Source organism: Mycoplasmopsis caviae, assembly GCF_024498215.1.
In the GTDB taxonomy this organism is placed as follows: domain Bacteria; phylum Bacillota_I; class Bacilli_A; order Mycoplasmatales; family Metamycoplasmataceae; genus Mycoplasmopsis; species Mycoplasmopsis caviae.
Genome location: NZ_CP101806.1, coordinates 597,357 through 622,111, shown reverse-complemented (window position 1 = coordinate 622,111; position 24,755 = coordinate 597,357). Strand labels below are relative to the sequence as shown.

General features: G+C 26.9%; 30 protein-coding genes. 20 read left to right on the top strand and 10 right to left on the bottom strand.

The features are described 5' to 3' along the window. Positions 1-19 precede the first annotated feature (19 nt). The 5 genes from NPA07_RS02955 to NPA07_RS02935 all read left to right on the top strand — a co-directional run bounded on the left by NPA07_RS02955 (position 20) and on the right by NPA07_RS02935 (position 3,076). The gene (locus NPA07_RS02955; RefSeq protein WP_256553086.1) at positions 20-718 is read left to right on the top strand and encodes a hypothetical protein; all 699 of its coding nucleotides are present in this window, start codon (positions 20-22) and stop codon (positions 716-718) included. Further along, positions 712-969: a transposase gene (locus tag NPA07_RS02950; RefSeq protein ID WP_256553085.1), complete on the top strand. Its 258-nt coding sequence runs from the start codon at positions 712-714 to the stop codon at positions 967-969. The genes NPA07_RS02955 and NPA07_RS02950 overlap by 7 nt, the downstream gene beginning before the upstream one ends. 515 nt (positions 970-1,484) lie before the next feature. Continuing rightward, positions 1,485-1,757, top strand: a complete 273-nt coding sequence (locus NPA07_RS02945; RefSeq protein ID WP_256553084.1) for a hypothetical protein — start codon at positions 1,485-1,487, stop codon at positions 1,755-1,757. 114 nt (positions 1,758-1,871) lie between these two features. Then, positions 1,872-2,708, top strand: a complete 837-nt coding sequence (locus NPA07_RS02940; protein WP_126117829.1) for a hypothetical protein — start codon at positions 1,872-1,874, stop codon at positions 2,706-2,708. Between the two features lie 62 nt (positions 2,709-2,770). Then, positions 2,771-3,076: a hypothetical protein gene (locus NPA07_RS02935; RefSeq protein WP_126117828.1), complete on the top strand. Its 306-nt coding sequence runs from the start codon at positions 2,771-2,773 to the stop codon at positions 3,074-3,076. A gap of 58 nt (positions 3,077-3,134) precedes the next feature. On the opposite strand, the gene NPA07_RS02930 is transcribed toward NPA07_RS02935, so the two are convergent. The 4 genes from NPA07_RS02930 to NPA07_RS02915 form a co-directional block, all read right to left on the bottom strand. Beyond that, entirely contained in the window at positions 3,135-3,266 is a 132-nt protein-coding gene (locus tag NPA07_RS02930) for a hypothetical protein (RefSeq protein ID WP_256553083.1), read from the bottom strand. Positions 3,267-3,288: 22 nt separating this feature from the next. Then, the gene (locus NPA07_RS02925; RefSeq protein WP_256553082.1) at positions 3,289-3,708 is read right to left on the bottom strand and encodes a transposase; all 420 of its coding nucleotides are present in this window, start codon (positions 3,706-3,708) and stop codon (positions 3,289-3,291) included. Continuing rightward, complete coding sequence (locus tag NPA07_RS02920; RefSeq protein ID WP_256553081.1) at positions 3,669-4,028, bottom strand: transposase; 360 nt, start codon at positions 4,026-4,028, stop codon at positions 3,669-3,671. Before NPA07_RS02920 ends, NPA07_RS02925 begins: the two co-directional genes overlap by 40 nt. Before the next feature lie 180 nt (positions 4,029-4,208). After that, positions 4,209-4,442, bottom strand: coding sequence for a hypothetical protein (locus NPA07_RS02915; protein ID WP_256553080.1), 234 nt, complete (start codon positions 4,440-4,442; stop codon positions 4,209-4,211). 322 nt (positions 4,443-4,764) lie between these two features. Between NPA07_RS02915 and NPA07_RS02910 the strand changes: the two genes are divergently transcribed. From NPA07_RS02910 to NPA07_RS02875, 8 genes are all read left to right on the top strand, one after another. Next, entirely contained in the window at positions 4,765-5,325 is a 561-nt protein-coding gene (locus NPA07_RS02910; RefSeq protein ID WP_256553079.1) for a hypothetical protein, read from the top strand. A gap of 347 nt (positions 5,326-5,672) precedes the next feature. Next, on the top strand, positions 5,673-5,945 hold the full coding sequence (locus tag NPA07_RS02905) for a hypothetical protein (RefSeq protein WP_126117825.1): 273 nt from the start codon (positions 5,673-5,675) through the stop codon (positions 5,943-5,945). Positions 5,946-6,723: 778 nt separating this feature from the next. Next, complete coding sequence (locus NPA07_RS02900) at positions 6,724-6,996, top strand: hypothetical protein (RefSeq protein ID WP_126117825.1); 273 nt, start codon at positions 6,724-6,726, stop codon at positions 6,994-6,996. 237 nt (positions 6,997-7,233) lie between these two features. Continuing rightward, entirely contained in the window at positions 7,234-8,019 is a 786-nt protein-coding gene (locus NPA07_RS02895; RefSeq protein ID WP_126118622.1) for a hypothetical protein, read from the top strand. Between the two features lie 135 nt (positions 8,020-8,154). Continuing rightward, positions 8,155-8,457 (top strand): hypothetical protein, encoded by a 303-nt coding sequence (locus tag NPA07_RS02890; RefSeq protein ID WP_126117821.1) that lies wholly within the window; start codon positions 8,155-8,157, stop codon positions 8,455-8,457. A 75-nt stretch (positions 8,458-8,532) separates the two neighbouring features. Continuing rightward, positions 8,533-9,042, top strand: coding sequence for a diadenylate cyclase (locus NPA07_RS02885; protein WP_235659583.1), 510 nt, complete (start codon positions 8,533-8,535; stop codon positions 9,040-9,042). A gap of 1 nt (position 9,043) precedes the next feature. After that, positions 9,044-10,489, top strand: a complete 1,446-nt coding sequence (gene mgtE / locus NPA07_RS02880; protein WP_126118621.1) for a magnesium transporter — start codon at positions 9,044-9,046, stop codon at positions 10,487-10,489. An 8-nt stretch (positions 10,490-10,497) separates the two neighbouring features. After that, entirely contained in the window at positions 10,498-10,686 is a 189-nt protein-coding gene (locus NPA07_RS02875; protein WP_126118620.1) for a hypothetical protein, read from the top strand. A gap of 55 nt (positions 10,687-10,741) precedes the next feature. On the opposite strand, the gene NPA07_RS02870 is transcribed toward NPA07_RS02875, so the two are convergent. Together NPA07_RS02870 and NPA07_RS02865 are read right to left on the bottom strand one after the other, a co-directional pair. Further along, positions 10,742-12,061 carry a C1 family peptidase gene (locus NPA07_RS02870; protein ID WP_256553078.1) on the bottom strand — a complete coding sequence of 440 codons (1,320 nt, stop codon included), beginning with the start codon at positions 12,059-12,061 and terminating at the stop codon, positions 10,742-10,744. Between the two features lie 102 nt (positions 12,062-12,163). Continuing rightward, a complete protein-coding gene (locus NPA07_RS02865) occupies positions 12,164-12,889 on the bottom strand; it encodes a PQ-loop repeat-containing protein (RefSeq protein ID WP_126118619.1) in 726 nt (241 codons plus the stop codon). 292 nt (positions 12,890-13,181) lie between these two features. On the opposite strand from NPA07_RS02865, the gene asnS reads away from it, so the two are divergent. The 7 genes from asnS (at position 13,182) to NPA07_RS02830 (ending at position 21,619) form a co-directional block, all read left to right on the top strand. Then, complete coding sequence (gene asnS / locus NPA07_RS02860) at positions 13,182-14,543, top strand: asparagine--tRNA ligase (RefSeq protein WP_126118618.1); 1,362 nt, start codon at positions 13,182-13,184, stop codon at positions 14,541-14,543. Between the two features lie 12 nt (positions 14,544-14,555). Further along, positions 14,556-15,563, top strand: coding sequence for a glycosyltransferase (locus tag NPA07_RS02855; RefSeq protein ID WP_126118617.1), 1,008 nt, complete (start codon positions 14,556-14,558; stop codon positions 15,561-15,563). A gap of 8 nt (positions 15,564-15,571) precedes the next feature. After that, positions 15,572-16,222: an RDD family protein gene (locus NPA07_RS02850; protein WP_126118616.1), complete on the top strand. Its 651-nt coding sequence runs from the start codon at positions 15,572-15,574 to the stop codon at positions 16,220-16,222. Positions 16,223-16,232: 10 nt separating this feature from the next. Beyond that, positions 16,233-18,407 (top strand): ATP-dependent helicase, encoded by a 2,175-nt coding sequence (locus NPA07_RS02845; RefSeq protein WP_126118615.1) that lies wholly within the window; start codon positions 16,233-16,235, stop codon positions 18,405-18,407. 44 nt (positions 18,408-18,451) lie between these two features. Next, positions 18,452-20,068 (top strand): MHO_4530 family protein, encoded by a 1,617-nt coding sequence (locus NPA07_RS02840; protein ID WP_126118614.1) that lies wholly within the window; start codon positions 18,452-18,454, stop codon positions 20,066-20,068. A gap of 175 nt (positions 20,069-20,243) precedes the next feature. Then, positions 20,244-21,122 carry a DegV family protein gene (locus NPA07_RS02835; protein WP_126118613.1) on the top strand — a complete coding sequence of 293 codons (879 nt, stop codon included), beginning with the start codon at positions 20,244-20,246 and terminating at the stop codon, positions 21,120-21,122. 17 nt (positions 21,123-21,139) lie between these two features. Next, positions 21,140-21,619, top strand: coding sequence for a PTS sugar transporter subunit IIA (locus NPA07_RS02830; protein ID WP_126118656.1), 480 nt, complete (start codon positions 21,140-21,142; stop codon positions 21,617-21,619). Positions 21,620-21,678: 59 nt separating this feature from the next. Here NPA07_RS02830 and NPA07_RS02825 read toward each other — a convergent pair whose 3' ends face one another. The 4 genes from NPA07_RS02825 to NPA07_RS02810 all read right to left on the bottom strand — a co-directional run bounded on the left by NPA07_RS02825 (position 21,679) and on the right by NPA07_RS02810 (position 24,662). Next, positions 21,679-22,206, bottom strand: a complete 528-nt coding sequence (locus NPA07_RS02825) for a hypothetical protein (RefSeq protein ID WP_126118612.1) — start codon at positions 22,204-22,206, stop codon at positions 21,679-21,681. 215 nt (positions 22,207-22,421) lie between these two features. Beyond that, positions 22,422-23,294, bottom strand: a complete 873-nt coding sequence (tsf, locus tag NPA07_RS02820; RefSeq protein WP_126118611.1) for a translation elongation factor Ts — start codon at positions 23,292-23,294, stop codon at positions 22,422-22,424. 8 nt (positions 23,295-23,302) lie between these two features. Then, on the bottom strand, positions 23,303-24,250 hold the full coding sequence (rpsB, locus tag NPA07_RS02815) for a 30S ribosomal protein S2 (RefSeq protein WP_126118610.1): 948 nt from the start codon (positions 24,248-24,250) through the stop codon (positions 23,303-23,305). A gap of 226 nt (positions 24,251-24,476) precedes the next feature. Beyond that, entirely contained in the window at positions 24,477-24,662 is a 186-nt protein-coding gene (locus NPA07_RS02810; RefSeq protein WP_126118609.1) for a hypothetical protein, read from the bottom strand. Positions 24,663-24,755 lie beyond the last annotated feature (93 nt).

Sequence of the window (24,755 nt, the reverse complement as noted above, 5' to 3'; positions counted from 1 at the left end):
AACATAGTATAATATAATTATGTTTGTTAAAGTTATTAGAGTTAGAAATAAAGAATATGTTAATATTGTGAAAAGTTATTGAGATAAAGAAAGCAAATCTTGTAAACATAAGGTTGTCCAAAATTTGGGATTATTATCCAAATTAGAAGAAAACGATCCTAATTTTTTAGAAAACCTGAGAAATGAATTTAAAAAGTATTCAAAAGATAAGGAAGAAAAAGAAGTACTTTTAGGCAGAATGCTTGGGACATTTAAAGATGTTTTATCTGACGATAGCATTGACGGTGAATATGATATTAGAGATGAAAACAAGATACACAATAAATATCAGAATGAATTAGAAGTTTTAAATTATGGCAATTTAATACTAAACAATGTTTACCGAAAGTTAGACCTAGATAAATATTTTGAGAAATCAAAGAATATGAAGAGAATCAAATACGATTTGAACAATATTGTCCAAAATTTAGTCGCAATGAGATTTTTAAAACCTTGTTCAAAAAGTAAAACATTTAATATTTTTGATGAGTATACAATAAAGAATGATGACACCCTTAAATCAATCTACAGAAGCCTTGAAATTTTGTGTGATGAAAGGCTAGATATCATTGAACATATCAACAAAAAATTAGCCAAACTATTTGATAGAAACCTAAAAGAAACATTTTACGATGTTACAACTGTTTACTTTGAAAGTATAGAAAAAACGATTTGTTAGATTACGGGTTTTCTAAGGATGCAAAAATTAATAATGTACAGGTTGTTCTTGGGATGATGATTGATGCTTATGGAATTCCAATTGCCTACAAATTGTTTGCCGGAAATACAAGTGATTTTAAAACTTTTGTCCCTTTTATAAAGGAAGTTAAGGAAAAATTAGGTATTGAAAATATTACTGTTATTGCAGACAGAGGATTAAACTCTGGTCCTAATCTTTTAGAACTTAAAAAGATGGTTTTGAGTTCATAATGTCTCACAAAATTAAAGGAAATAAGAACCTTGTTCCTGGCATTATAGACCTTGCTACATATGAGCAAGCAATGATGGTTTTTATGTAAAAAAGCACCATTAACTAAAAAATTAAGGATGAATTAGTACTTGATAATTCATTAGATGGAAATTTAATTTTAAGTTTTTCAGAAAAAGAAGAAAAAAGATCAAAGTGATAGAGAAAGACTGATTAAAAAGCCAAAAGTTGTGTTGAAAAAATGGCTCAAAAGCCATGAGTGAATTAAAAAAGGTGGCAAAAAATATGTCAACTATTCTGTTGGAGAAATTTCATTAAATGAAGAAAAATTATAGATGATGCAAGATGAGATGGATTTTACGGAATATATACAAGCAACAAAAATTTAAGCATTGAAACAGTAATAAGAACATATTCAAATTTATGAAAGATTGAAGAATCATTTAGGATTTTAAAAACAACTTTTGAAACTAGACCAGTTTATTTGTCAAAAGAAAAAACAATTGAAGGACATTTTATGATTTGTTATTTAGCATTAGTTATTGAAAGATTCATAGAATTTTCATTAAGTTCATTGGCTAATAACAGTTTAACAACCGACAGAATTGTTGATGCATTGAGAAAGGTAAAAATAGTACTTATTGAGAGTTTAGACAAGAAAGAAAAATACTTTTTAAGAGTTAGAGAACCAGAAGATTACACAAATTTAAGAGAATCATTAGGTTATCAAATAATTCCTAAATGGGGAAAAGTCGATGAATTAGGCCCTGTTTTACTAGAATCTAAATAATAGACTTTCCATAAAAGCCTATTTTATAGGCTTTTTTAAAAAATGAATTTCTAAAGTGTCAAAGTCAAGATAAAGTCAAAATTAAAAAATTTAAATGTCAATCTAGATTTTTTAATGGAAAAATTAAAATTACAAAGTGAATGGAATGAAGTCGAAGAATTTGCAAAACAAAGTAGTGAAGATTTAACAAATTTAAAGTCAGAACAATATATATCTAAACGAAATGAAGTAATTGATTCGTTTATTAAAATTAAAACACATATTAATAAATTGAGAAAAGAAAGTATTAAATTATGAGATTATGGTAAACATAGACTTAATGCTTTTAAAACTTCATATGAAAATGTAAAGAGTAATCTGGATACATTTAATGCATTTGGGTTTTCATATTCAACAATTAGTGATCAATTAGAAAATACAAACACATTTTTGTCAAAAGATCATAGAAGTAAACTTAATACAGCAACTGACTTAACTGAATTTTTGAGCACACTTAACCTTACAAATGAACTACTTGAAGTTGATTTTAAAAACTATAATTCAATAAAAAGTGCAAATACTTCAAACGTTAACAACAAATTATCATCAGCTATTGTAACTAAACATAATGAACTAGAAGGTTATAAGCAACTAATTGAATTAAGTGATGCAAGAAGTATCAAGGATGAAATAGAAACTAAAAATAATTCATTACAAGCAACAAGCATAATTGAGTGAGAAGAAAACAATTACAATTCTGTTAAATCTTCATTTGATAATTTATTTAAATCAACAAAAGAAATTAATACTAAGGCTAAAGAATTAGATTATTTAAGAATTTTATATAACGATTTTCTTGATAATGTAAGCAAAAATGTTAAAGAACTATCAAGTTTAGCTGAACCACATTTAAAGGGTTATCAAAGAAATATTGATGCGAGAAATAAGATAATTACAGAAGCAACAAAATAAATAATAGTGATGATTTCAAAAATAAAAAATCACATAATTTTAAAGCAGTAAAAGAAAGATTTGTGACTGCTTGAATAGAAATATTTAAAAAATTTAATGATTATGTAAATAATAAAAATAATATAAATGAAAAATTTTCTGAATATGAACACAATGATATTAAATACATTAATGATGAAGCGGGCGAATTTATTCTAGAACAAACAAAATTAATAGAAAAAGTAATTGATGACATATATAGTAAACTTATAAATGAACAAATAGACTGAAATAATTATGTTTCTATTACAAATGACAATAATTTTTCAAAATTTGCCAATGATTTATTGTTTTTTGTTAAAAATTTTTACAACATCATTGTAGATTAAAAAAGTTTTAACAGATGTTACTATATGGCTAAAATTTCAGCAAGTTTTTCAATGTAATTTAATAATTTAGTATTTCTTCAATCAACACCATTGGACGATTGTTTTTAAATGATTTTAGATAGTTGATAATTTGATTATATGAATATTTTTCAATTAGGTTCAGCCTTGTTAATTCGTTCTTAACTCTCATTGAAATTATCAATGAAATGTAATTAATAAACTCTGTTGTATATAAGTCTATATTCAGAATGAACTCCTGTTTTTGGTAATTCTAAAATGTTCTTATAAAATCTAAACATTTCTTCTATTTCTCATCTTTGAGAATATATTGTGTAGACATCTTCAAGTGATAGTTTGCTGTTAGATTCAAAGATTATTGTACCTAGATTTATAGTTTCATCATTAAATTTTTGAAATTCAAAATTATTCTTCTTTTGTGACATTTTAAAAAGCACTTTTCTTTCATTCGCTTCTATATCTAAATCTTTAATTGTGTAATAGTATTTATTTCCTATATTAGTAATTTTTCCAAGTAAATTTCTATCTTTTATCATTAATGGAATCAAATTATCCATTAAATTATTTGCTGAAATTAGTTTTGAAGAACGTTTAATTGGAAATAAATATCTCATTTTTTGTGTTCTTCAATCTTCTTAATTATCTTAGAATTCCAATAACCTTTATCCCCAACTATTAACTCATCATTTTTAGCTATATTTTCCAAATAGTCTTCAAATATAGTGCAATCCAACATATTTCCAGCATATGGTCTACCATAGATTGGTTCTTTTGTTTTTAAATCGTATGTATACAAAAGTGTAAAATCTTTACTACCTTTTATTTTTCCTTTTCTTGATCATTTAGAAAAAACAGAATCATCAGAATTGTATGATTTTAATGTACCATCAATAATTTGAATAGATTTTTTAAACTGGTTAATTCTATCAACCATGAAATTCTCAATTTTTGCATAATCTCTTCCGACTCTTTCAAAAAATCAGGCATCATGGATTCACTTAAACCAACATTTTTAAATAATTCCGATAGGAAAGAAGTTTCATAATAAAATTTTAAATCTCTGTTTGTGGCCTTTGGATAAGCACATCGAATTAATGATATTAAATAAATTTTCTTAGTCTGTCAATTCATCAAAATGTTTTTGTAATTGTTCATATATGTTTTTGCCATGTTTTTGAAAAATTGCAACATTTCCATAGTCCTTTATTGTTGTTACTACCTTCTTATTGTTTTTCATGTATTTTGGTTCTTTTAATGCTATATATTTGCCGTTCTCTATTCTTCCAATAACCGCAATATTGTAGGGAATAGACTTTTCCGTTAACATATTTTGAACTTCTCTTAACAACTGAATAAATTCCAAAACTGTTTCTTACAATCGTTCCTTTTGGTCTCTCAATCGATAATATTTCTTTTGGTATTGCCATCTTTAATTTCCTTTTTATATAGTAATGTTACTATATATTATATCAAAAACTAAATAAAAAAACAAGGAAATTTTTGATTATTTCACTTTGTTTTTTACTATTTTGTAGGTTTTGTAACTGAAATTGGTGAAAATAGGTAATTATTTAAAATTTATATAGTAACACTGGCTAAAACTTTATTAGTAGATAAGTTTGGTTATAACGTTATTTACAACTTTGATGCCCCAAGATATTATTGAAACAATGAAAAAAAACATTTTTGAATATAGTATTGTCAAGATTCTTGGAAGTGGTGATGATAATTTTAAAAATAAAACAATGGCTTTAAAAGATGCAATGAGCCAGTCGGGACTAAGGCCAAATCTGAAAAACAACAAGGAAATGTATAAAAAATATGGGTTTGATAGAGTAATTTATGGATTTGAGGATAATAACATTAATGCAAATGAAAAATTTTTAAAGATTGATGGTGTAAGTAGTGATAATCAAGATTTATTTGGTTATAAAAAGAAATTTGATTACATTGTATATGGGTTAGAATATTCAATTACTCAGAAGGTTAAAAATATTCAAACAATTGTGGGAGCAAATAAAGAAGAAGCATTCAATAAATTAAATAGTAATGATTCACATTTTATTCTGGATGCTTTCTTTAGTTTGTTAAAACATGAATATAAAATTGTTAAAAATATAATTAATATTTTGAAGAAAGATAATTTAATTATTTCTAAAATAAAGTATGAAGAGATATTAAATAAATTATTTGAATCATATAAAAAATATACTATGCTAATCTTCTATTAACTCTTAATTCAAATCAATCTCTGAAAAATAATTCACGTACTATTGAATTAATCGATGACAGTGATAAAAACTATAATCATAATGAATATGCAAGTCATTGAAAATTTGCAGGTGAAACTAGAATTCTTGGTGCTTTGCATTCTGCGGAATAAGTTTAATAATATTTCAGAAATCTGAAAACTAAGTTTATTTGGTAAGAAAAAAGATTAAGAGCATATTCTTTTTACAAAGAGGGTGCAGAAGTATATCCAGGGTTAAATTCAGAGAATTTGCTTGCGGACGAGTTAAGGTTACCTATTAATTTATATTCAACACATGTCATTTCTAATTCAGCCTATCTCTCTACTATGTTAACGTGAAGAGAGAATGCTGGTTTTGATAGAAGTTATTTATTCTCTTGTTTTTATAACATTATAAATTTTAATGATGGATTCAATAATGAAGTTAAATTACATTACTATGATTGACTACGTTTTGATAAATCAAACGAATTTACAAAATCGTTTTATATTCATCCAAGTAATGCTACAATTGATTTTAAAGTTTCGTATGAATCTTGAAAGAACTTTTACACTGATAAAAAATTGATGTTAAATGATATTTATATACCTATTGAATAATAAAAGCACAGTTATTTGACATAAACATTAAAAGTTATACAAAAAACTATAAAATATTTAATTAATTTGAGATTTAGAAAAGTAATGTGTCCCGACTTTCGGAGTTAAAAATTAAAAAATGAACAATTTGCCTATAAAATAGGCATATTGGTAAAATTTTGGCAATAATTTTAATAACACTTTTACAATTTTAAGGTTAAAATGTGCCGATAAATTAAATAATACCACAAAATAGTTAAATGTAATTAATTCTTTTCTGTCAATAATAAGGGAAAAAGTGTAATTAAATGCATATAACACGTTTTTGAGAAAAGCTTAAAAAATGCCTAAAAATTAATGTTTTTTGTGCTTTTTGCCAAAAATTGAGCCTTTTTAGTGTGTCTAACTCCGAAACTCGGGTAAAAAAATATACTATGCTAATCTTCTATTAACTCTTAATTCAAATCAATCTCTGAAAAATAATTCACGTACTATTGAATTAATCGATGACAGTGATAAAAACTATAATCATAATGAATATGCAAGTCATTGAAAATTTGCAGGTGAAACTAGAATTCTTGGTGCTTTGCATTCTGCGGAATAAGCTAATAATATTTCAGAAATCTGAAAACTAAGTTTATTTGGTAAGAAAAAAAGATTAAGAGCATATTCTTTTTACAAAGAGGGTGCAGAAGTATATCCAGGGTTAAATTCAGAGAATTTGCTTGCGGACGAGTTAAGGTTACCTATTAATTTATATTCAACACATGTCATTTCTAATTCAGCCTATCTCTCTACTATGTTAACGTGAAGAGAGAATGCTGGTTTTGATAGAAGTTATTTATTCTCTTGTTTTTATAACATTATAAATTTTAATGATGGATTCAATAATGAAGTTAAATTACATTACTATGATTGACTACGTTTTGATAAATCAAACGAATTTACAAAATCGTTTTATATTCATCCAAGTAATGCTACAATTGATTTTAAAGTTTCGTATGAATCTTGAAAGAACTTTTACACTGATAAAAAATTGATGTTAAATGATATTTATATACCTATTGAATAATAAAAGCACAGTTATTTGACATAAACATTAAAAGTTATACAAAAAACTATAAAATATTTAATTAATTTGAGATTTAGAAAAGTAATGTGTCATTTAGAAGCGACACCCCATTTCTCTAATTTTCATAAGCAACATTTTTTATCTTGTTTTTGAATTTATAAGCTTCAATTTCTTTTATTTCAATATTTTTCTATAATTTAAATATGGTAAATTTACACTTATTACCTAGGGAGAAAAATGAACAAAATTAAATCAATAATTAGAAATAGTACAGTTCTTTTAGGTTTTGCAACTATTCCTGTTTTGTCTTCGAGTTGTTCACAAACAAAAGAACAAAAATACGAAGCACTTAAAAAAGAAATTAATGAATTTAATGAAATTCCAAAATACAAAACTAATATTGATTCATTTAATAGAATTGTTACATCATTTACACAATTAAATAATAAACTTAAGGACAAAATAACTTTGACAACTGAAACGTCAGCAAAAGTTAATGAAATCAAAAAAGCAATAAATGAACTTAATCAACAAATTGGTGCTTTTGAGTCTCTTAAGCATAAAATTAATGAATCAATTGATAATTATGAAGATGTATCCAATTTATATAGTGGCACACTTTCTAAATTAAAGGAACTAAACAATAAAATTGAATCAACTGAACAAGCAGTTATTAATTCTGTAATAGATGAAGTTGCTAAATCATTTAAAATTTTTACAATAAATGGAGATCTAAAAACAAAAATTGTTAATGGCGTTAAAGAAATCATGGAAAAAAAGAAAGTTGACAGCAATTTCCAAAAAGAATATTTAGCAAAAATTGAAACATTATGCGATACTTATGTAAGTGAATATGTAAGAATGTTTAAAGAAAACAAAAAATATGATTTTTACAATAATTTATACCTTTTGATTTCCGGAAAACAAGAAAAGTTTATAAACCTTAAAAGTGACTTAAGCAATCTAAATGATGTTGAAGCAATCAAAAAAACCATTATTGAATTTTGTGATTTAACAAAATAATTTAAAAAGTGAATTTTTTACAAAAAAAGCCAGAGCAAAAGCGTTGCTCGGCTTTTTACTTTCTAAATAATTTTTCTTATTGTATTATAATATAAAGTATTAATATCAAATTAAATATTAATTAAAGAGGTATTTATGGCTATTATTGATAGAGACCCAGCAACATGTGCTGAAAGAATCCAAAAAAGAAGAGAATTATTACAAAAACTTTATGATGAAAATGCAGCTGAATTAGCTAATCCTGCTTTAATTGAGGAACAAAAGCCAATTAGTGGTGAGTGTGAAGAATTTATGTGTTTAGTTAAAAAAGAAAGCAAAATTGATCCAAAAGTTAGAAGACAACAACTAGTTTTAAGAATTTTAGGTGCTAGTTTGTCAATCACGATTATTTTGCTTTGCACACTTTTAGCCGTTCTTATTTCAAGAATTTACTCATAGGAAGAAATTATGGACAAAAATATCTATTCTTATATAATAATCGTTTTATTAGTTATTTTAATTTTGATCTCAATAATGCCTCTTATTATTTCTTCAATTAAAAATAAAATGGCTCGTACACACTTCCAAAAACTAGGACAAAGTAGTCAAATTAGATTGATCAACCAACTTCGGGAAGCAGTTGAATATTTATCAAAGAACAAAGTCGGTGCTTTGATAACAATTGAAAATAATGACAACATTGATAATTTAAGAACTGATGGTGTTATTTTGAATGCAAACATTAGCAGTAGCCTACTGATTTCAATTTTTAATAAATATAGTCCACTTCATGATGGAGCAGTTATTATCCGTGATAACAAAATTTATTATGCATCAACATTTTATAAAATAACAAGAAAATCAATTGATAACCAATATGGTGCGCGCCACAGAGCAGCGATGGGAATTAGTGAACTTTGTGATGCAACCACAATAATTGTTAGTGAAGAAACTGGAGATGTAAAGTTTGTTAAGAATGGAACATTTTACAACATCCGTCTTGAACAATTTCAAGAACAATTAGTTAAATACTTAAAGGATTAACATGAGCGAAAGTCAAGAAATTAACTTACAGAACGAACTGCAAGAAATTATTATAACTAAAAATGTTGCAAAAGCCAGAGATTTCATCGATAATAATCCAATGGCCGATGTTGCAGCACTACTAAATGAGTTAAAGTTAGAAGAACAATTAACTTTTTTACCTTTATTAAAGACGGTTGAAGCAGCTGAATTGTTTAGCTACCTTGATGAAGAAGTTCAATCTAATTTGGCTCAAAGTTTTACAGAAGATTGGGGAATGAAATTACTTCAAGAATTGCAAAGTGATGAATTAGCAGATGTTTTAGAAGAATTACCTTCTAATGTTACAAGTAAAATACTAGCATATACACCACGCGAAAAAAGAACTGAATTAAACAAGTTACTTAGTTATGAAGATGATGAAGTTGGTAGCATAATGTCTATTGACATTTCGTCAATTAGTAATTTTTATACATGCGAACAAGCCTTACATAAAATTAGACGTGATTACAAAAAGAAAAATGCTGAATTAGTTCATTATTACTATGTAGTTAATGAAACAAATAAACTAATTGGCGTTTTAACCTTAGAGGAAATTATTTTTGCTGATCCAAATGCAAAAATTGATGATATATACAATCCTGTAACATATGTTTCGGTGCATGATAAAACTGAGATTGCCGCTCAAGTATTTAGTGAACATGATATGTCTGTTTTACCTGTTGTTAACCACGAAAAAAGACTTGTTGGTATGATAACCAGTGATGATGTTATAGATGTTATTAAAGAAGAAGCAACCGAGGACCTATATAAAATTGCAGGTATTAATAGCCATGAAGTTAATGAGAATGAATATTTAAAAACACCTTGATACAAAATTCTTAAATCTAGAATTTTGTGGTTAATATTATTGTTGCTTTTTGCAACAGTAACCCAAATTATAGTTCATTTTGGAGCATGAAGCATTGCTAAAAGAATTAATCAGCAAGCAACAACTATCTCACTTGCAACCATTGCTTTTGCAGCACTAATTCCAGTAATTAATAGTACTACAAGTAATAGTGGAATACAGGCTAATATATCAGTTAATAGAGCATTAGCATTAAAAGAAATTGAAACTAATCAGTATGCTAAGGTAATTTGAAAAGAAACTTTAATTGGCTTTATTAGCGGATTAATTCTAGCTCTTATTAATTTTGCTCGTCTTGGTGTTTATTTTTCAGTAACAAAAGACTTAATGTCAGTTCAAAAAATGATTTATTGAGCAATAATAATTGGTTCATCAATAGCACTTTTATTATCATTAACCATTTCAAAATTATTAGGTGCTGCTTTCCCAATAATTTGAGCTAAATTTAAAAAAGACCCAAGTTCAATATCTGTTTCGTTAATTAAAACAATTACTGACATAATTGCAACATTGTTAATTTTTTCACTTACTTTTGCACTCATTACTGCATTTGTTTAGGAGGTAAAATGACTATTCATATTGATAAATGCCATTGTCCAGCTTGTATGATAAACTTCCATATACAGGAAGTAGAAAAAGTTGATAATTCAGCACAAGTTTGACCAGCAGTTCTAATAACAATAGCATTAGTAATTTTAATTTCAATTACAATTTACTTAGCAATAAAGTTCAAAAAAGTAGATTACAAAAAATAACCAAATAAGCCTATAAAACAGCCTTTTTGGTTATTTTTTGTAACTTTAAAATTAACTATGATAGTGGGTCTCATGGTTCAAGTTCAATAGCAGGTTTATTTAGACCTTTAAGAGCCTCTTTATCAACATATTTAGGATCAACAATAACGCCAAAAACATATTCTTCAAATCACTTATCACTCATTGAAAAATACCCCTTTTTACCAACTTCATCACCTCACGAATTTTCAATTTCTCAATTAATTGGATTGCCATCATTATCTAAATTAACACCAATGATTGTCATTGCATGTGTAGGAGCAGAAAGTCGATAATTAACTCTGTCTTCTTTTGACAATTGATTTTTTATATTTAGCATATCTTCGTACTTATATAGTTCTAAGTCAAATATTCCGCCTTTTCTATCACTATAAGAATCAACGTCACAATCAAATCAAACAGGCTCATTATCTTTTAATGATTCAATAACAGCTTTTTTAATCACACTCATTGTAACATTAAGAGATTCTAAACCTTTTTCTTCAATTACTGATCTGTAATATTTAGCAACTAGTAGTCTATTTTTAGGATTTTCACTACGTGGATCATCAAGTAAATTTACCTTATTCAAGAAATCATCGCCAACATATTTTTGTAAGAATTCCACAGGGCTTATGTTTTCAACTCTGTTGAATTTTTTATCTTTGTCTCGATATTCAAATGAAAACTTTTGAGGTGGTAAGCCAAGTGTCTTAGCACAAATTTCAAAGATTATTTCAAGGCATTGATGCTTAATACTTAAGAGTTCATCTTTGCTTGCGCCATTTTTAACTGCATCTCTAATTAATTTAGTTGCACTAATTAATTGAGTATTTAGAGCAATATTTAAAGCGTGAGTATTGCTCGAGTTATATGTTTCAGGCATAATACTTTTTGGCACAGCACCATATTTTTTGATTAATCCTGCTACTCACTCTCAATATCCGCCATCATTGATTGTTCCTTGCATTAAGAATGAAAAAAGTCTATCTTCAAATTTTAACTCTGGCATATCAATCATAATTTGTAAAAATGTATTTGATTTTTCTAGTTTGTCTCAAAATAAAAAGTAGTTTTCGCTGAATTCAAAATTTTCAACATTAAGGCTTTTTGAAGCTTTAACTTTAAGCATATTTAAGCCAGAAAATATCCAGCAACGACCGGAACTTTTTTGATTTGTAATCCCGGTTTTTGTAACTTGTGTGTTGAATTCAAAGTTATGTTTTACTTGCATATCATTATTATAACTAGCGTTAAAAATTCCATTTTTAGTCATTGCACTTTCAATTAGTTTGTTAGTTGAATTCTTGGCATATTTTTTATAAAACTTATTAATCTCTTTCTTATCTATTTTCATGTTTACTCCTTATTTAGTTTGTTAATTGTGATTTTAATTTTATTACAAATTAAACAATAATAGCAAATAAAAAGAGGTTATAAAACCTCAATAAATTAATTTTTAATTTTGTTTCTCAACATTGGTTTCTTGTTGTTTTGAAGTTCTGTTTTTGTAGTAGTAATAGAAATAAATTTGAATTACATAGACAACAATAGCAATTAATTGGAAGATTACAAAAACATATCAGGTAGGTGTATTAAATTTAACAACTAAACCTAAGTAAATGCATAATAAAGCATTTAAGATTATTCCTAAATAAAGCATTGGCAAACTGATTCCGTCAGCACTTTTAGATTTAATTGTTTTAGCGATTTGAATTGTAAATGGTAATGCACAGCAACAAGTAGCAATAACTGAAGCAGCAATCATTCAACCATTATCTGCACCTAAGTTTAATCGTGCTTTAGGACTTGAATAAGCAGCAATTGTAAAAGTAATGCCAACCAAAACTAATAACCAAAGTAGTGAACCAATTCCAATTTTAAAACCATTTTTAGCTTTTGTATCATAAATAAAGAACAATGTTATTGTAAAAGCCATTAAAATTGTAAATATCACATTACCAAGTACATTTACAATTGGGTCTTCCAATTTATAAACACCAACGCCACTTTTTAGCAGCATTGTTAAAACAAAAATAAAACCACCAAAGAAATAAATTATGAAAGTTGGATAGGAAACATTACCAACTTTTTTTGTCTTTAGTAATTGAATAATCTGAGGTATACAAAGAGCAACCATCACAATGCTTGCCAGTGTACCAAAAGTATATTGAACATACTCCATGTATTAAAACCTTGCCTTTCAAAATTCGAATATAAATCAAATCAATAATATTTGCAATTTACTAATTAACCTATAAAACAGTTTAATTAGTAAAAAGGAATTTAATTAAATTAATATAACCAATTGAAATTATATAAGTATTTCTCATTTTTTAAACTTTTTGCAAAAAATGAAATATTCTTCATATTAAAACAATTTTTGTACAATAAAACCCATTTAATATTAATATTAAATTTTAATGTTAAAATAATATATATAAATTTAAGTTATACATTTATTAGTAGAGGTGGCTATGACAACAGTTGATATTAAAAAAATATTTGAAAATCCAAAAGAATTTAAGAACAAAAAAATCACAGTTAAGGGTTGAATTTCTTCAAGCAGAGGTAACAAGCATATAAGATTTATTATTATGAATGATGGTTCAAGTGTGCAATCGCTACAAGTTATTTGCAAAAATCGTAAAGGGTTTAACTTTAGTTTATTAGATCAAATTCACACAGGAGCAGCAGTTGAAGTTAAAGGTATTATTATACTAACACCAAAAGCTCAACAACCTTTTGAATTAGAAGCATTAAGTTTTAAACTTTTAAGAGATGCAGATCTTGATTTTCCTATCCAAAAACAAGGTATCAATTTAGAAACATTAAGGGAAATACCACATGTACGTCATAGAACAAATATTTTAAGATCAACAATGTTGATTAGATCTACACTAGCAAAGGAAGTTCATAAATATTTTGATGACAATGGATATTTATATTTTAATGCACCAATAATTACAAGTAATGATGGTGAGGGTGCGGGCGAAACTTTTGTTGTCAATGATGATAATTCAAAAGACCCGTTTTTTGGAACAAAAAAAGCAACACTTGGAGTTACAGGTCAACTGCATGCTGAAAGTTATGCGATTGGTTTTAAAAAAGTGTATACTTTTGCCCCTACATTTAGAGCTGAACACTCAAACACTAAAAAGCATGCAGCTGAATTTTGAATGATTGAGCCCGAAGTTGCTTTTTATGAATTAAAAGATGTAATTAAACTTGCTGATAATATGCTTAAATGTGTAATTAAAAATACAATTAAAAAACATCCTGCAGAGTTTAAATATTTACAGGAAAATGTTGATAGCAATCTTTTGGAACGTTTAAATCATTTCTTGAAAACTAAACTTAGTATTATAGACTATCGTGATGCAATTAGTGAATTAGCAAAAGTAAAAGAACAATTTGAAAATAAGAATATTGAATTCGGATTAGATTTAGCAACTGAACACGAAAGATTTATTTCAGAAAAACTCTTCAATGGACCTGTTGCTGTTATTAACTTCCCTAAGAAATTCAAAGCATTTTATATGCACCAGAATGATGATAATGAAACTGTTGCAGCGTTTGATCTTCTAGTGCCTGGCATTGGAGAGCTTATTGGTGGAAGCCAAAGAGAAGTAAGATATGATAAATTGTTGCAAAGAGCTCTTGAAGTTGGAATAAGTCAAGAAGAATTGCAATGATATTTAGACCTACGTCGTTTTGGTGATAGTGGTTCAAGTGGTTTTGGAGTAGGATTTGAAAGACTTGTTATGTATGTTACAGGTATAGATAACATTCGTGATGTTATTCCATACCCAAGAACATCCGGAAATATTAAAATGTAATAAAGGAGCAAAATGAAATTATCAATTATTTCACCCGGGATTAGTAGTGCTAAAAATCTTAAAAACATTTTGGATGGCATGAAAGACCAAAATAGCCAAGACTTTGAACTAATTTTAGCCTTAAGAACACCAACAGCTAAAATGTACGAACTAATTGAAAAATATTTAAAATTCTTTGGCACAAGATTAAAATTTATTGTTAATAATCGTTCACGAAGCATTCAAAGTGATATAGTTTGTGCTTTTCATCTAGTTAAAGGGAGCTATGTAACAATTATTAATTGCGACAACTGGATTCGACCTTATTTTGCTCAGGAATTAACTAATTATATTGAAAAATATAATCCTGATGTTTTAGAGTATCGTCCAAGACTAGTAGGAACAGTTAAGTGAAAACCAAATAGCAGACTTGAAGAAAATAGACTTTATAATATTAGTAATCAACATCATGTTTTAGCTTATACATATCCATTTATTTTTAATAAAGTATTCAAAAAATCATTAATTAGTCAATTTACAAAATATCGTACTATTGTTGTAAGCGATAGTAAATTTTGCATTGAATTAAATTACTTTTTATTGCTTAAAGCTCAAAGTTATATTTATATAAACAAAAGAATAGTTCGTGAATTTATCTCATCAGTCATGTGACTTAACCCCAAAACATTTGTTCAACAGTTTAAGGCTATTGAGAACTATGTTCAAACTAACAATTTAAAATTTGAACAGGAAATAGAATATGCGAAAATCTACTTTTTACAAATTATTTTAGGTGCATTATTAAATACATGAAGATTAAGATTTTGATCAAAAGGTGTAATTAGAGATCGTATCAACTATAATGAAAAAAGAGCTGAGAGATTCATTAATGAACTATATAGATATCTTAAAAAAGAACATGAAGAAAACAACTTGTTTTTTAATACAAATATCTACATTAATAAAAACACAATTGAATCGAATCTTTTAAAAAGTTTGCCAAATATTAAAAAATGAGATGACATTTTAGATCAACTCTAGGAAGTTAAATGAAATTTCATAAAAATATAAATGCTTGATATAGATTGCTAATTAATTTGTTTGATTTTATGCTCTTTGCATCACTAATAATTTTTGACTATTATTTTTTAATGGTTAACAAAGGCGAAATAAAAGCTTTAAATTTTTATTCATTTTTAGCATTATCAAGCATACTTATACTTGTTTTATTTTTACTAATTCCACTGTTTTATAGTGGTAGAACATTAGGTATGATAATTTTTAGAGTACAAATTATTCCATCTAAAAAAATGAAATTGAGGTCATTAAGATTACTTCCTTTGAAAAAACAAGCATTCAATTTAGTAATCTGATTTCTAATTATTTTAATATCAACTACACTAGTTATGCCTAATGAAATTAATGAATTTAGTCAATTTGTTATTAATAAAAGCGATGGTAAGGGTCGTTATCTAATAGCTTACAGGTTAATAGTTGGATTATCAGGTTTTTGGTTCACCTTGATATTAGCCAATTTCATTATGATTATTGGTTCAAAAGCTAATTTAGGGCTTTTTGACCACTCATCTAATAGCAGAATAGTTTATATTAAACATTATTCACACTCAAGTTATTTAAAAGAAATTAAACTTGTTCCATTTAAGTGTGAAAATGAGTTAGTAATTTATAACAAAAAATAGCGAGGTATTAATGAGCAAAAAAGATGAAATTTTAAATTTATTAAATAATGAACAAAAAGAAGCACTTTTATATTTTGATGGACCTCTAAGAATCATAGCTGGTGCAGGTAGCGGTAAAACTAGAGTTTTGACTCGTAAAGTAGCTTATTTAATAAATGAACTTGGTATTAGCCCACGTTCAATTTTGGCTGTTACATTTACCAACAAAGCAGCAAATGAAATGAGCGAGCGTGTTAGACAATATGTTGGAGAACAAGCAAGCCAAATTGATATTTGTACTTTTCACTCTTTGAGTTCAAAAATACTTAGAAAAGAAGCTATTCATGTTAATTTAAGCAATGATTTTCAAATTATAGATGAAACGGACAAAAAATCTATTATTAATCAAATTTGTAAGACAGAAGATATATCTAATGATGAAATTTCATTTAAAGATATTATGAGAATTTTTTCTTGAGCTAAGAACCAAGGTTTTAGTGCCGATGAAATGGTCAATGAACTAAATGCAAAAGAAAAACATAACTCAAATGCACTAATTGGAAAACTATATGAACGTTACAATCAATTTTTGGAAAATAAGAAGTGCCTTGACTTTGACGACTTGATTATCAAAGTAAAAGAACTTTTTGATAACTTTCCTGAGGTTGCAAAAATTTGAAGCAAAAAATATTCATATATTTTAGTTGATGAGTTCCAAGACACATCATCAATTCAATATGACATTGTTAAATATTTATCAACAAATGCTCAATTAACAATCGTTGGTGATCCTGACCAAACAATTTATGGTTGAAGAGGTGCAGATGTTAATCTAATTCTTGACTTTGACAAAGATTTTAAGGACACTAAAACTGTTATTCTCAACACAAACTATCGCTCATCAAAAGTCATTCTTAATGCTGCTAACAAGTTAATTAAACACAATAAAAAACGTTTTAGTAAGGATTTAATCACAAACCGAGAAGAAGATGGAGCACCAATTGAATTTATTCATGCTTTTAGTGTTGAAGCAGAAGCAAGGTGAGTAGTCCAAAAAATAAATGAATTAAAAAAGCAAAAAATACAACTAAAAAACATAGCAATATTCTATCGCTCTAATTATTATTCTCGTCCTTTTGAAGAAGAATTAATTAACGAAAATATTAATCACAAAATTTTTAATGGGCAAAAATTTTTCCAACGTTCTGAAATAAAAGATGCTCTTGCGTTTTTAAGAGTTATTTATGATGGTTCAGATGTTTCACTAAATCGAATAATTAATGTACCAAATAGAAAAATAGGTGAAGCAACACTTAAAAAATTACAAGATGCAGCAAATAGCAAAAATTTATCTCTTTATTCTTACCTGATTAAATATTATAAGGAACTACCGGTTTCAATAAATGTTAAAACTAATATTGTTAATTTATTAAATAAAATTAATAAATATCGCCAAGCTCTTAAAAACAATCAAATTAATGTGGTTTTAGATAGTTTTCTTAAGGAAATAGGCTACTATGAACACATTGAAGAGCAAACAACACTTCATGGAACAGCAAAGGATAATGTTGCAGAATTAATTCGTTCAATAGTAGCGTGGGAAAATAAAAATCCGGACAAAAAAATTAAGGAATATCTAGAATCTGTTTCGCTTCTATCTGCTGGTGATGAATATGATAATTCTACAAATTATGTAACTTTAATGACTGTTCATTCAGCAAAAGGCCTTGAGTTTGATAACATCTTCCTTGTTGGTATGAGTGATCAAATTTTTCCAAATTATAAGAGTTTAAATTCTAATCATGCTGATGCATTGGAAGAAGAAAGAAGACTCGCTTATGTTGCAATAACTAGGGCAAGAAACAAATTATTTATTAGTGATAGCCGTGGTTATTTAATTGGCACTAATAATGAAAAAAAACCATCAAGATTTATACGCGAAATGGGCATCGATCTTAAAAAGTTTATTTTACAAGATGATATAGTTGGTGTTGATTTCGATGAAATTGTTGACGAAAAACAAATTAAAGCACATAACAAAAAAATTATTGCCGGTGATATTGTGAGCCATTCATTTTTTGGTGAGGGTGAGGTTGTTGCAGTTGAAAGTGATACAATTAGTGTTAAATTTACAGGCCAAAAAGCAATTCGTGTTTTAGCAAAAAACCACTATTCGATTAGACTTTTAAAAAACACAAAAAAATAAATAAAATCCTATAAAACAGTCTTTTTGGTAAAAAAGGAGGTAACATGCATTATTCAATAATTGGCATATCAATAGCAGTGGCTTGTATTATATTGGCCTCCATTTTTATTGTTATATTTGTTTATTTAAACTACATAAAAAGGGTTAAGACAAACGGTTTAGCAATTTTTAAATTAGATTTTAATCAGAGAAAAATTATTCGTCTAAGTCAAAAAAATATCAGTGGTTCTTTAAATTTTGACTCAAAAAAACAAGGCTTGTCCCCTAATCAATATGTTGATTTTGACACTTTTCTTTCTTATTTTGATGATGAAAGCAAAAATAATTTAATCGAATATTTATCTAATAATTCAGGCAACGACAGACGCTTTAATATATATTGTAAAATGAGTTCAAAAGGTTTTAAAAATCACCAAGATTTTAGTGGCTTAAAATTATTAAATATTAAGATGACTAATGAGAAAATATTGCTTAAATTTTTCCCAATTGCTAATAATGAATATTATATTACAATTCATTGAAATGCTAAACCAAGAAGAAACGCATCATCTGTTTTTCAATTTGTTAAAAAACCAGAGGAATTGTTTAATGCTTTAAATAAGGGAAAATATATATTAGCATATGCACTTGGAATTAATGAATTTCTTTACAATAATATAATTAACAAGTCAGATATTGAAGACATCTTAAAAATTTTTAAACTAAACAATATGTTTGGATATTACTATGTAAAAAACGGTTTGATTCTCTTAATTTTTGAAGCAAACTCAAAATTTTCACTAAATTATTACACAAAAAAAGCTCATAAAAGACTTAAATTTATACATGAGAGAAAGATAATTAATCCTTTTTTTAATAGTTTTTCATTTATTAGTTCAAACTCATTTAAAGATATCAATGATGTTGACGAATTAGTTACAAAAGCCAAATATTTAATTCAACATTTAAACAACAAAAGAAAATTTGAAAAGTATTCTACTTGACTTATTGATGATTTGACACATGATAAACACTATCAAGAATTCAAAACTTTAATGCTGGATTATGAAAAGAAAAATGAGTTACAACAATATATTAAGGAAAGCATTCCAATTATTTTGTACAAAGATAATCGTGAAAGTAAGGTATCTATTTTAAAGAATAGAATTGTAGGCTATTCAGACCAAGACGCAGAATTCTTTAATAATGTTTCATGAAATAGATTAATTTATACAAGCAGATGAAATAAATATTTGATGGAAAATTGTGAAGAAGATGAAAATATTATTTTGATTACTAATGAGTATGACTTAGTTAATTTAAATAATTATAATAGACCTAAAACAACACTTTTAATTAAATCATTACAAAATGGATTTAATTACAGTTTAATTAATAATGCATTCAATAACCTTAATGAAGGTGTTAATTTAGGTTTATACATTGAAAAAATTAATGATAGATTAATTAACTATGTTAATATTGGCAATATTAAAGTGTTTGTTATTTCAGAAAAAATATGTAAAGATATAGAAAAAGATCAAATTTTATATATAAAACTTTTAAATTTTGTTAAAACAATTAGTACTATTAAAAACCATGTAATCATTTATCAAAATTTACCATCTGATTTAGATCAATTAATGGTTGAAAAATTAAATGTTCAATACATTTGTAAATAAAAGAATAATTCCCAATTTGATTGTTTTATAGTGATTTTGGTAAAAAATCACTATTTTTATTTTTTGCAAAAGTAAATATTTTTCAAAAACAAGAATAATAAATATTAATTTTATATGATTTTAAAAAACTATATTATAATAGACGTATGTTTTAATTATTTAACGGAGGTTAATAATGAAAAAAATCGGTTTTATTGTAGATGGTTTTATTAGTGAACCACAAGAAAAAGTGTTAGAAAAAGGTTACGGATATTTACCATTTATAATTGATATTGATGGATCAACATATAGAGACGGTGTTGATTTAGAACAACAAGAAATTTTACATAAAATTGATAAGGCTAACTCTGTGAAAACATCAATGCCAAGTATTAAGGGCATTATGGACACAGTAGAAGAAATGTCAAAAAAATATGATGATGTTCTTTATTTACCAATTGGCTCATCATTATCATCAAGTTGCAACACCTCTATTACAATTTGCTCAGAATTTAAAAATTTTCATGTTTTTGACAACAACTGAGTAGGCGACCAATACAATGAAATTATCGAACACGTTAAAAAAGTTTATGAGAAGTATCAATCAATGGACAAAGTGTTTGAAGAATTAGAATGAATAAAAAAGAATTCGATAGTTTATATCTTGCCAATTAAACTTCGTTATTTAATTGAAGGTGGTAGAGTAAGTAGTTTTAAAAAGATACTCTTAAAAACAATGAATAAATTAAGAATTTATCCACATGTTAAGTATGTTAACCAAAAAGTTTCAACTGCCGGAGTTGCACGTGGTGTTAAAAATGCAATAATTCAAATATTTAATAAACTAATATCATTTGCAAATGTGAAAAAACTTGAAGATTTAACAGAAAAATACAAAATTGATTGAATTCATGGAATTGATGAAGAATTAAATAATACTGTTAAACAATTAGCTGAGTCAAAAAATCTTAAAATTGACAGTGAAAGATGAACATCATCAGCGATTGCGGTGCATACAGGGCCAGAGGCGTTTTCACTAAGTATTATGCCGAAACTAGAAAAAAGAGAAATATAACTGAAAGAATTATTAAAATGGAATTTAATAGTTTATTGAACAAAAGATCAATTTTTGTCCATGTGGATTTTAAAACAAAAGATGAAGTTCTTAGATTTTTATCACATCAACTAATGGAAAATAATTTTGTTGATGATGAAAAGAAAATATATGAAGCTTTTCTCTTTCGTGAGGAATTGATGAACACTGCAATTGGCGATGGTATCGCGATTTGTCAAGCTTTAAGTTCAACAGTTAAAAAGAATACATTATGTATTTTAACATTAAATAATGCTGGAATCAGTGACTGAATTGCAGAAGATGAAAAAAATGTTAATTTAGTTTTTGCTTTAATATTAAGTAAAAATAATCGCGACCTGCAAATAGATACGCTTCAAATGATTAGTATTTTATCACTCGAGAATGTTCTTGATAATAAAATTCTAGCTTCTAAATCTGTTGACGAAATTTATGAAATTATTAATAAATTTAATGTTGATATGCATCAATATGAATAATTTAAAAATGAGTTTTTGACAAACTCATTTTTTGTTTCAAATGTTAGATTCACTATGAACTATAAATCTTGCAACTGGTTCATTTTATTTCTAGCTTCACGTACATCAAAGTCATTTAATGTTGCTCTTCTACGAATTATGACAATTCTTGGTGCATTGTTTCTGCTTTCTTCATTTATGTTTTCTGTTATTTTGTTAACAAATTCCAATTGATTCCTAAGTCCTAAATAAGGCAATGATGGAATTTGGTCCAAATCATGGCCAATTTTCTCAATTAATTCATAAAAGTTGATTTTAAAAATTGTGCTTAAATCAATTCCTTTTGCTAGTGTTATATCTTTCTTGTCACCATTTTCCATTATCCCTTCATCTTCATATATTCTTATAAATTTAGGATTTTGTTCATAGTCTTCATTTCATTCTTTTAAACAGGATACAAAATATACATAGTTGTCATCTTGTGCTATTAGCATCATCACGTCTGAATTTAACTTATCTCCTTTTATCTTTTCGACGAAATCTGTTGCTAATAAAATAGGTTTTAATATTGGTAACTGTTCGTTACTTTCTAATATTTTCGTTTCCATAATCTAATTCTACGAAATTAAGTATTATGATTTTTCCTAAAAAATCATAATTTTAAAAATGTGTATAAATTTTATATTTGTCTTCTTGAAGAACTATAAAATAGGCTTTTTAGCAAAAAAAGAACCATCAAAAAAATGTTAATAACTTGTGCATAAGTCAAATTAATAAAAAAAGCCCCATTTTTATAACAAATGATAGCTTTTTTAATTTTATATTATTGTTTCATTTGTGCAGCAACTTCTGATGCAAAATCACTTGTTGCTTTTTGAATACCTTCACCGACACCATAACGAATTGCTGAAACTAATTTACCTTTGTGATTTGCTAAATACTTATTAATTGTTAAACTTTCTTCCATCATAAATGGTTGTTCTTCAAGTGCAACTTCACCAATTTTTTTATTTAATGATCCTTCGCGAATCATTTCTTGAACTTTTACTGGTTTTTTATCAAAGTTTGCTGGAACAACAAATTCATCCCTAAATAGTTGAATTCTTTCAGCAGGAATATCTTTAACAAAAATAAATTCAGGTTTCATAGCACTTAAGTGCATTGCAACATTTCTTGCACTTTCTTCATGAGTTCCAGAGATTTTTACAATAGCAGCAATTTGACCTGTAACATGAACAAAGTGACCTAAAATCTCACCTTTTTTGGTTTCAACTACTTCAAAACGACGGAATGTAATTTTTTCACCAATTGTAGCAGTTAGATTTTCACACAAGTCTGCAACTGTTTCTTTACCTGATTTCAATTTAAGAACTTCATCAACTGATTTAACTTTTGAATCTAAAATTAAAATAGCAATTTTTTCAACCAAAGCTTTAAATTTTTCGTTACGAGCAACAAAGTCTGTTTCACAGTTGACTTCAACCATAACTGCTTTTGATTTATTTGCTGCAATCGCAACTAAACCTTCAGCTGAAACTCTGTCCGCTTTCTTAGCAGCTTTAATTTTTCCATTGCTTTTTAGTCATGTAATAGCTTTTTCAATATCTCAATCTGACTCTTCCAAAGCTTTTTTACAATCAACCATACCACCGTTGGTACGTTCACGTAATTCCTTAATTAATCCTAATTTATCCATAGTAATTCCTATTTTGATTCTTCTTTTTGAACCTTTTCTTTTGTTACTTTTGTTTCACTATTTTCTGTGTTTGTTGAAGTTCTTTTTTCATTTTCGCTATTATTTTCAAATCTTGTACGATTGAAAGGACGTTTTACAAAGTTGTTTTCTTTTCTTTCTGTTTTGAATTCAGGTAACACAATTTTCTCATCTGGTTGGTAAGCAAAACGAGCTTTTCCGCCCCTTGCAGTTGCAATAGCATCAGCTAAAATTGTAATAATTAATGTAATACTTTTAGCTGAGTCATCATTAGCGGGAATGCCAAAGTCAACTAAATCAGGGTTAGCATTTGAGTCTAAAATACCGATAACCTTAACACCTTTTTTACGAGCTTCCTTAACAGCAATTTCATCGTCATTAGGGTCAGCTACAATCATAAATGTTGGAAGACCTTGCATGCGTCGAATACCTTCAAGGTTTTTGTGTAATTTATCTAATTTCTTTTGGAATAATAGTCCTTCTTTTTTGGTGTATCCTTCAAAGTTTTTAGCTGCTTTAGCCTCTAATTCTTCCATGGTTTTTACTCTTTTGAAGATTGTTGAAGAATTAGTTAATGTACCACCAAGTCAACGCTCTGTTACATAGTAACTACTTGTTCTTAATGCATTGTCCTTGATTGTTTCTCGTGCTTGTTTTTTTGTACCAACAAAAATAAATGAAGCACGTGGGTTTTTTGCAACGAATTTATTAAGTAATGTGTAAATAAATTCTAATCTTTGTAATGTGAAGTTTGAGTTAATTATATGCACGCCACGTTTTGGTTGTGGTAATAAGAATTCTCTCATACGTGGGTTTCACATACTTGCTTTGTGACCAAAGTATGTTCCTGCCTCTAATAATTTGTCTTTAGAAACAATAAGTTTCTTTTCAATTTTTGCAGCTTCAGGTTGAGCCACAACATCTTTTTTATCTGTCATATAAATTTTCCTTTAGTTTGTTATACTTCCTACTATTTCTAACACCTAGCACCCTTTCTCCAGGCACACCCAAGTGAATCCATAATAGTGTGTTAATTTAAATTTGATCAAATTTGAATTTAAAAATTCATTATTATTTTATAATAAAAGTTTAAAAAAACAAGTTTTTTAATCAAAAACTCATTTAATTAATTTTAAGGCAATTTTTGGTTAATAGTTTGCGAACTTATGCATCTTTAATTTTGTTAATTATATTTTTAATTGCTTCAAATTCACTCTCAATTTTAAAATGTTCGTTTAGTTCTTTTGATGAATAATTAACTTCTTTCAAATTTTCCAAACTACCTGTTTTTATGATTTTTTTGGCAGTAAAATGAATTTCCTTAGCACCTGTTTCTCTTAACTTTGACATTTTTTCGTAATTTTTTACCAATTTACCTATAAATAAGCAAGATAAAAAATTTTCACTTTTTAAAAATGTGTTACCATTATAATACCATTTATG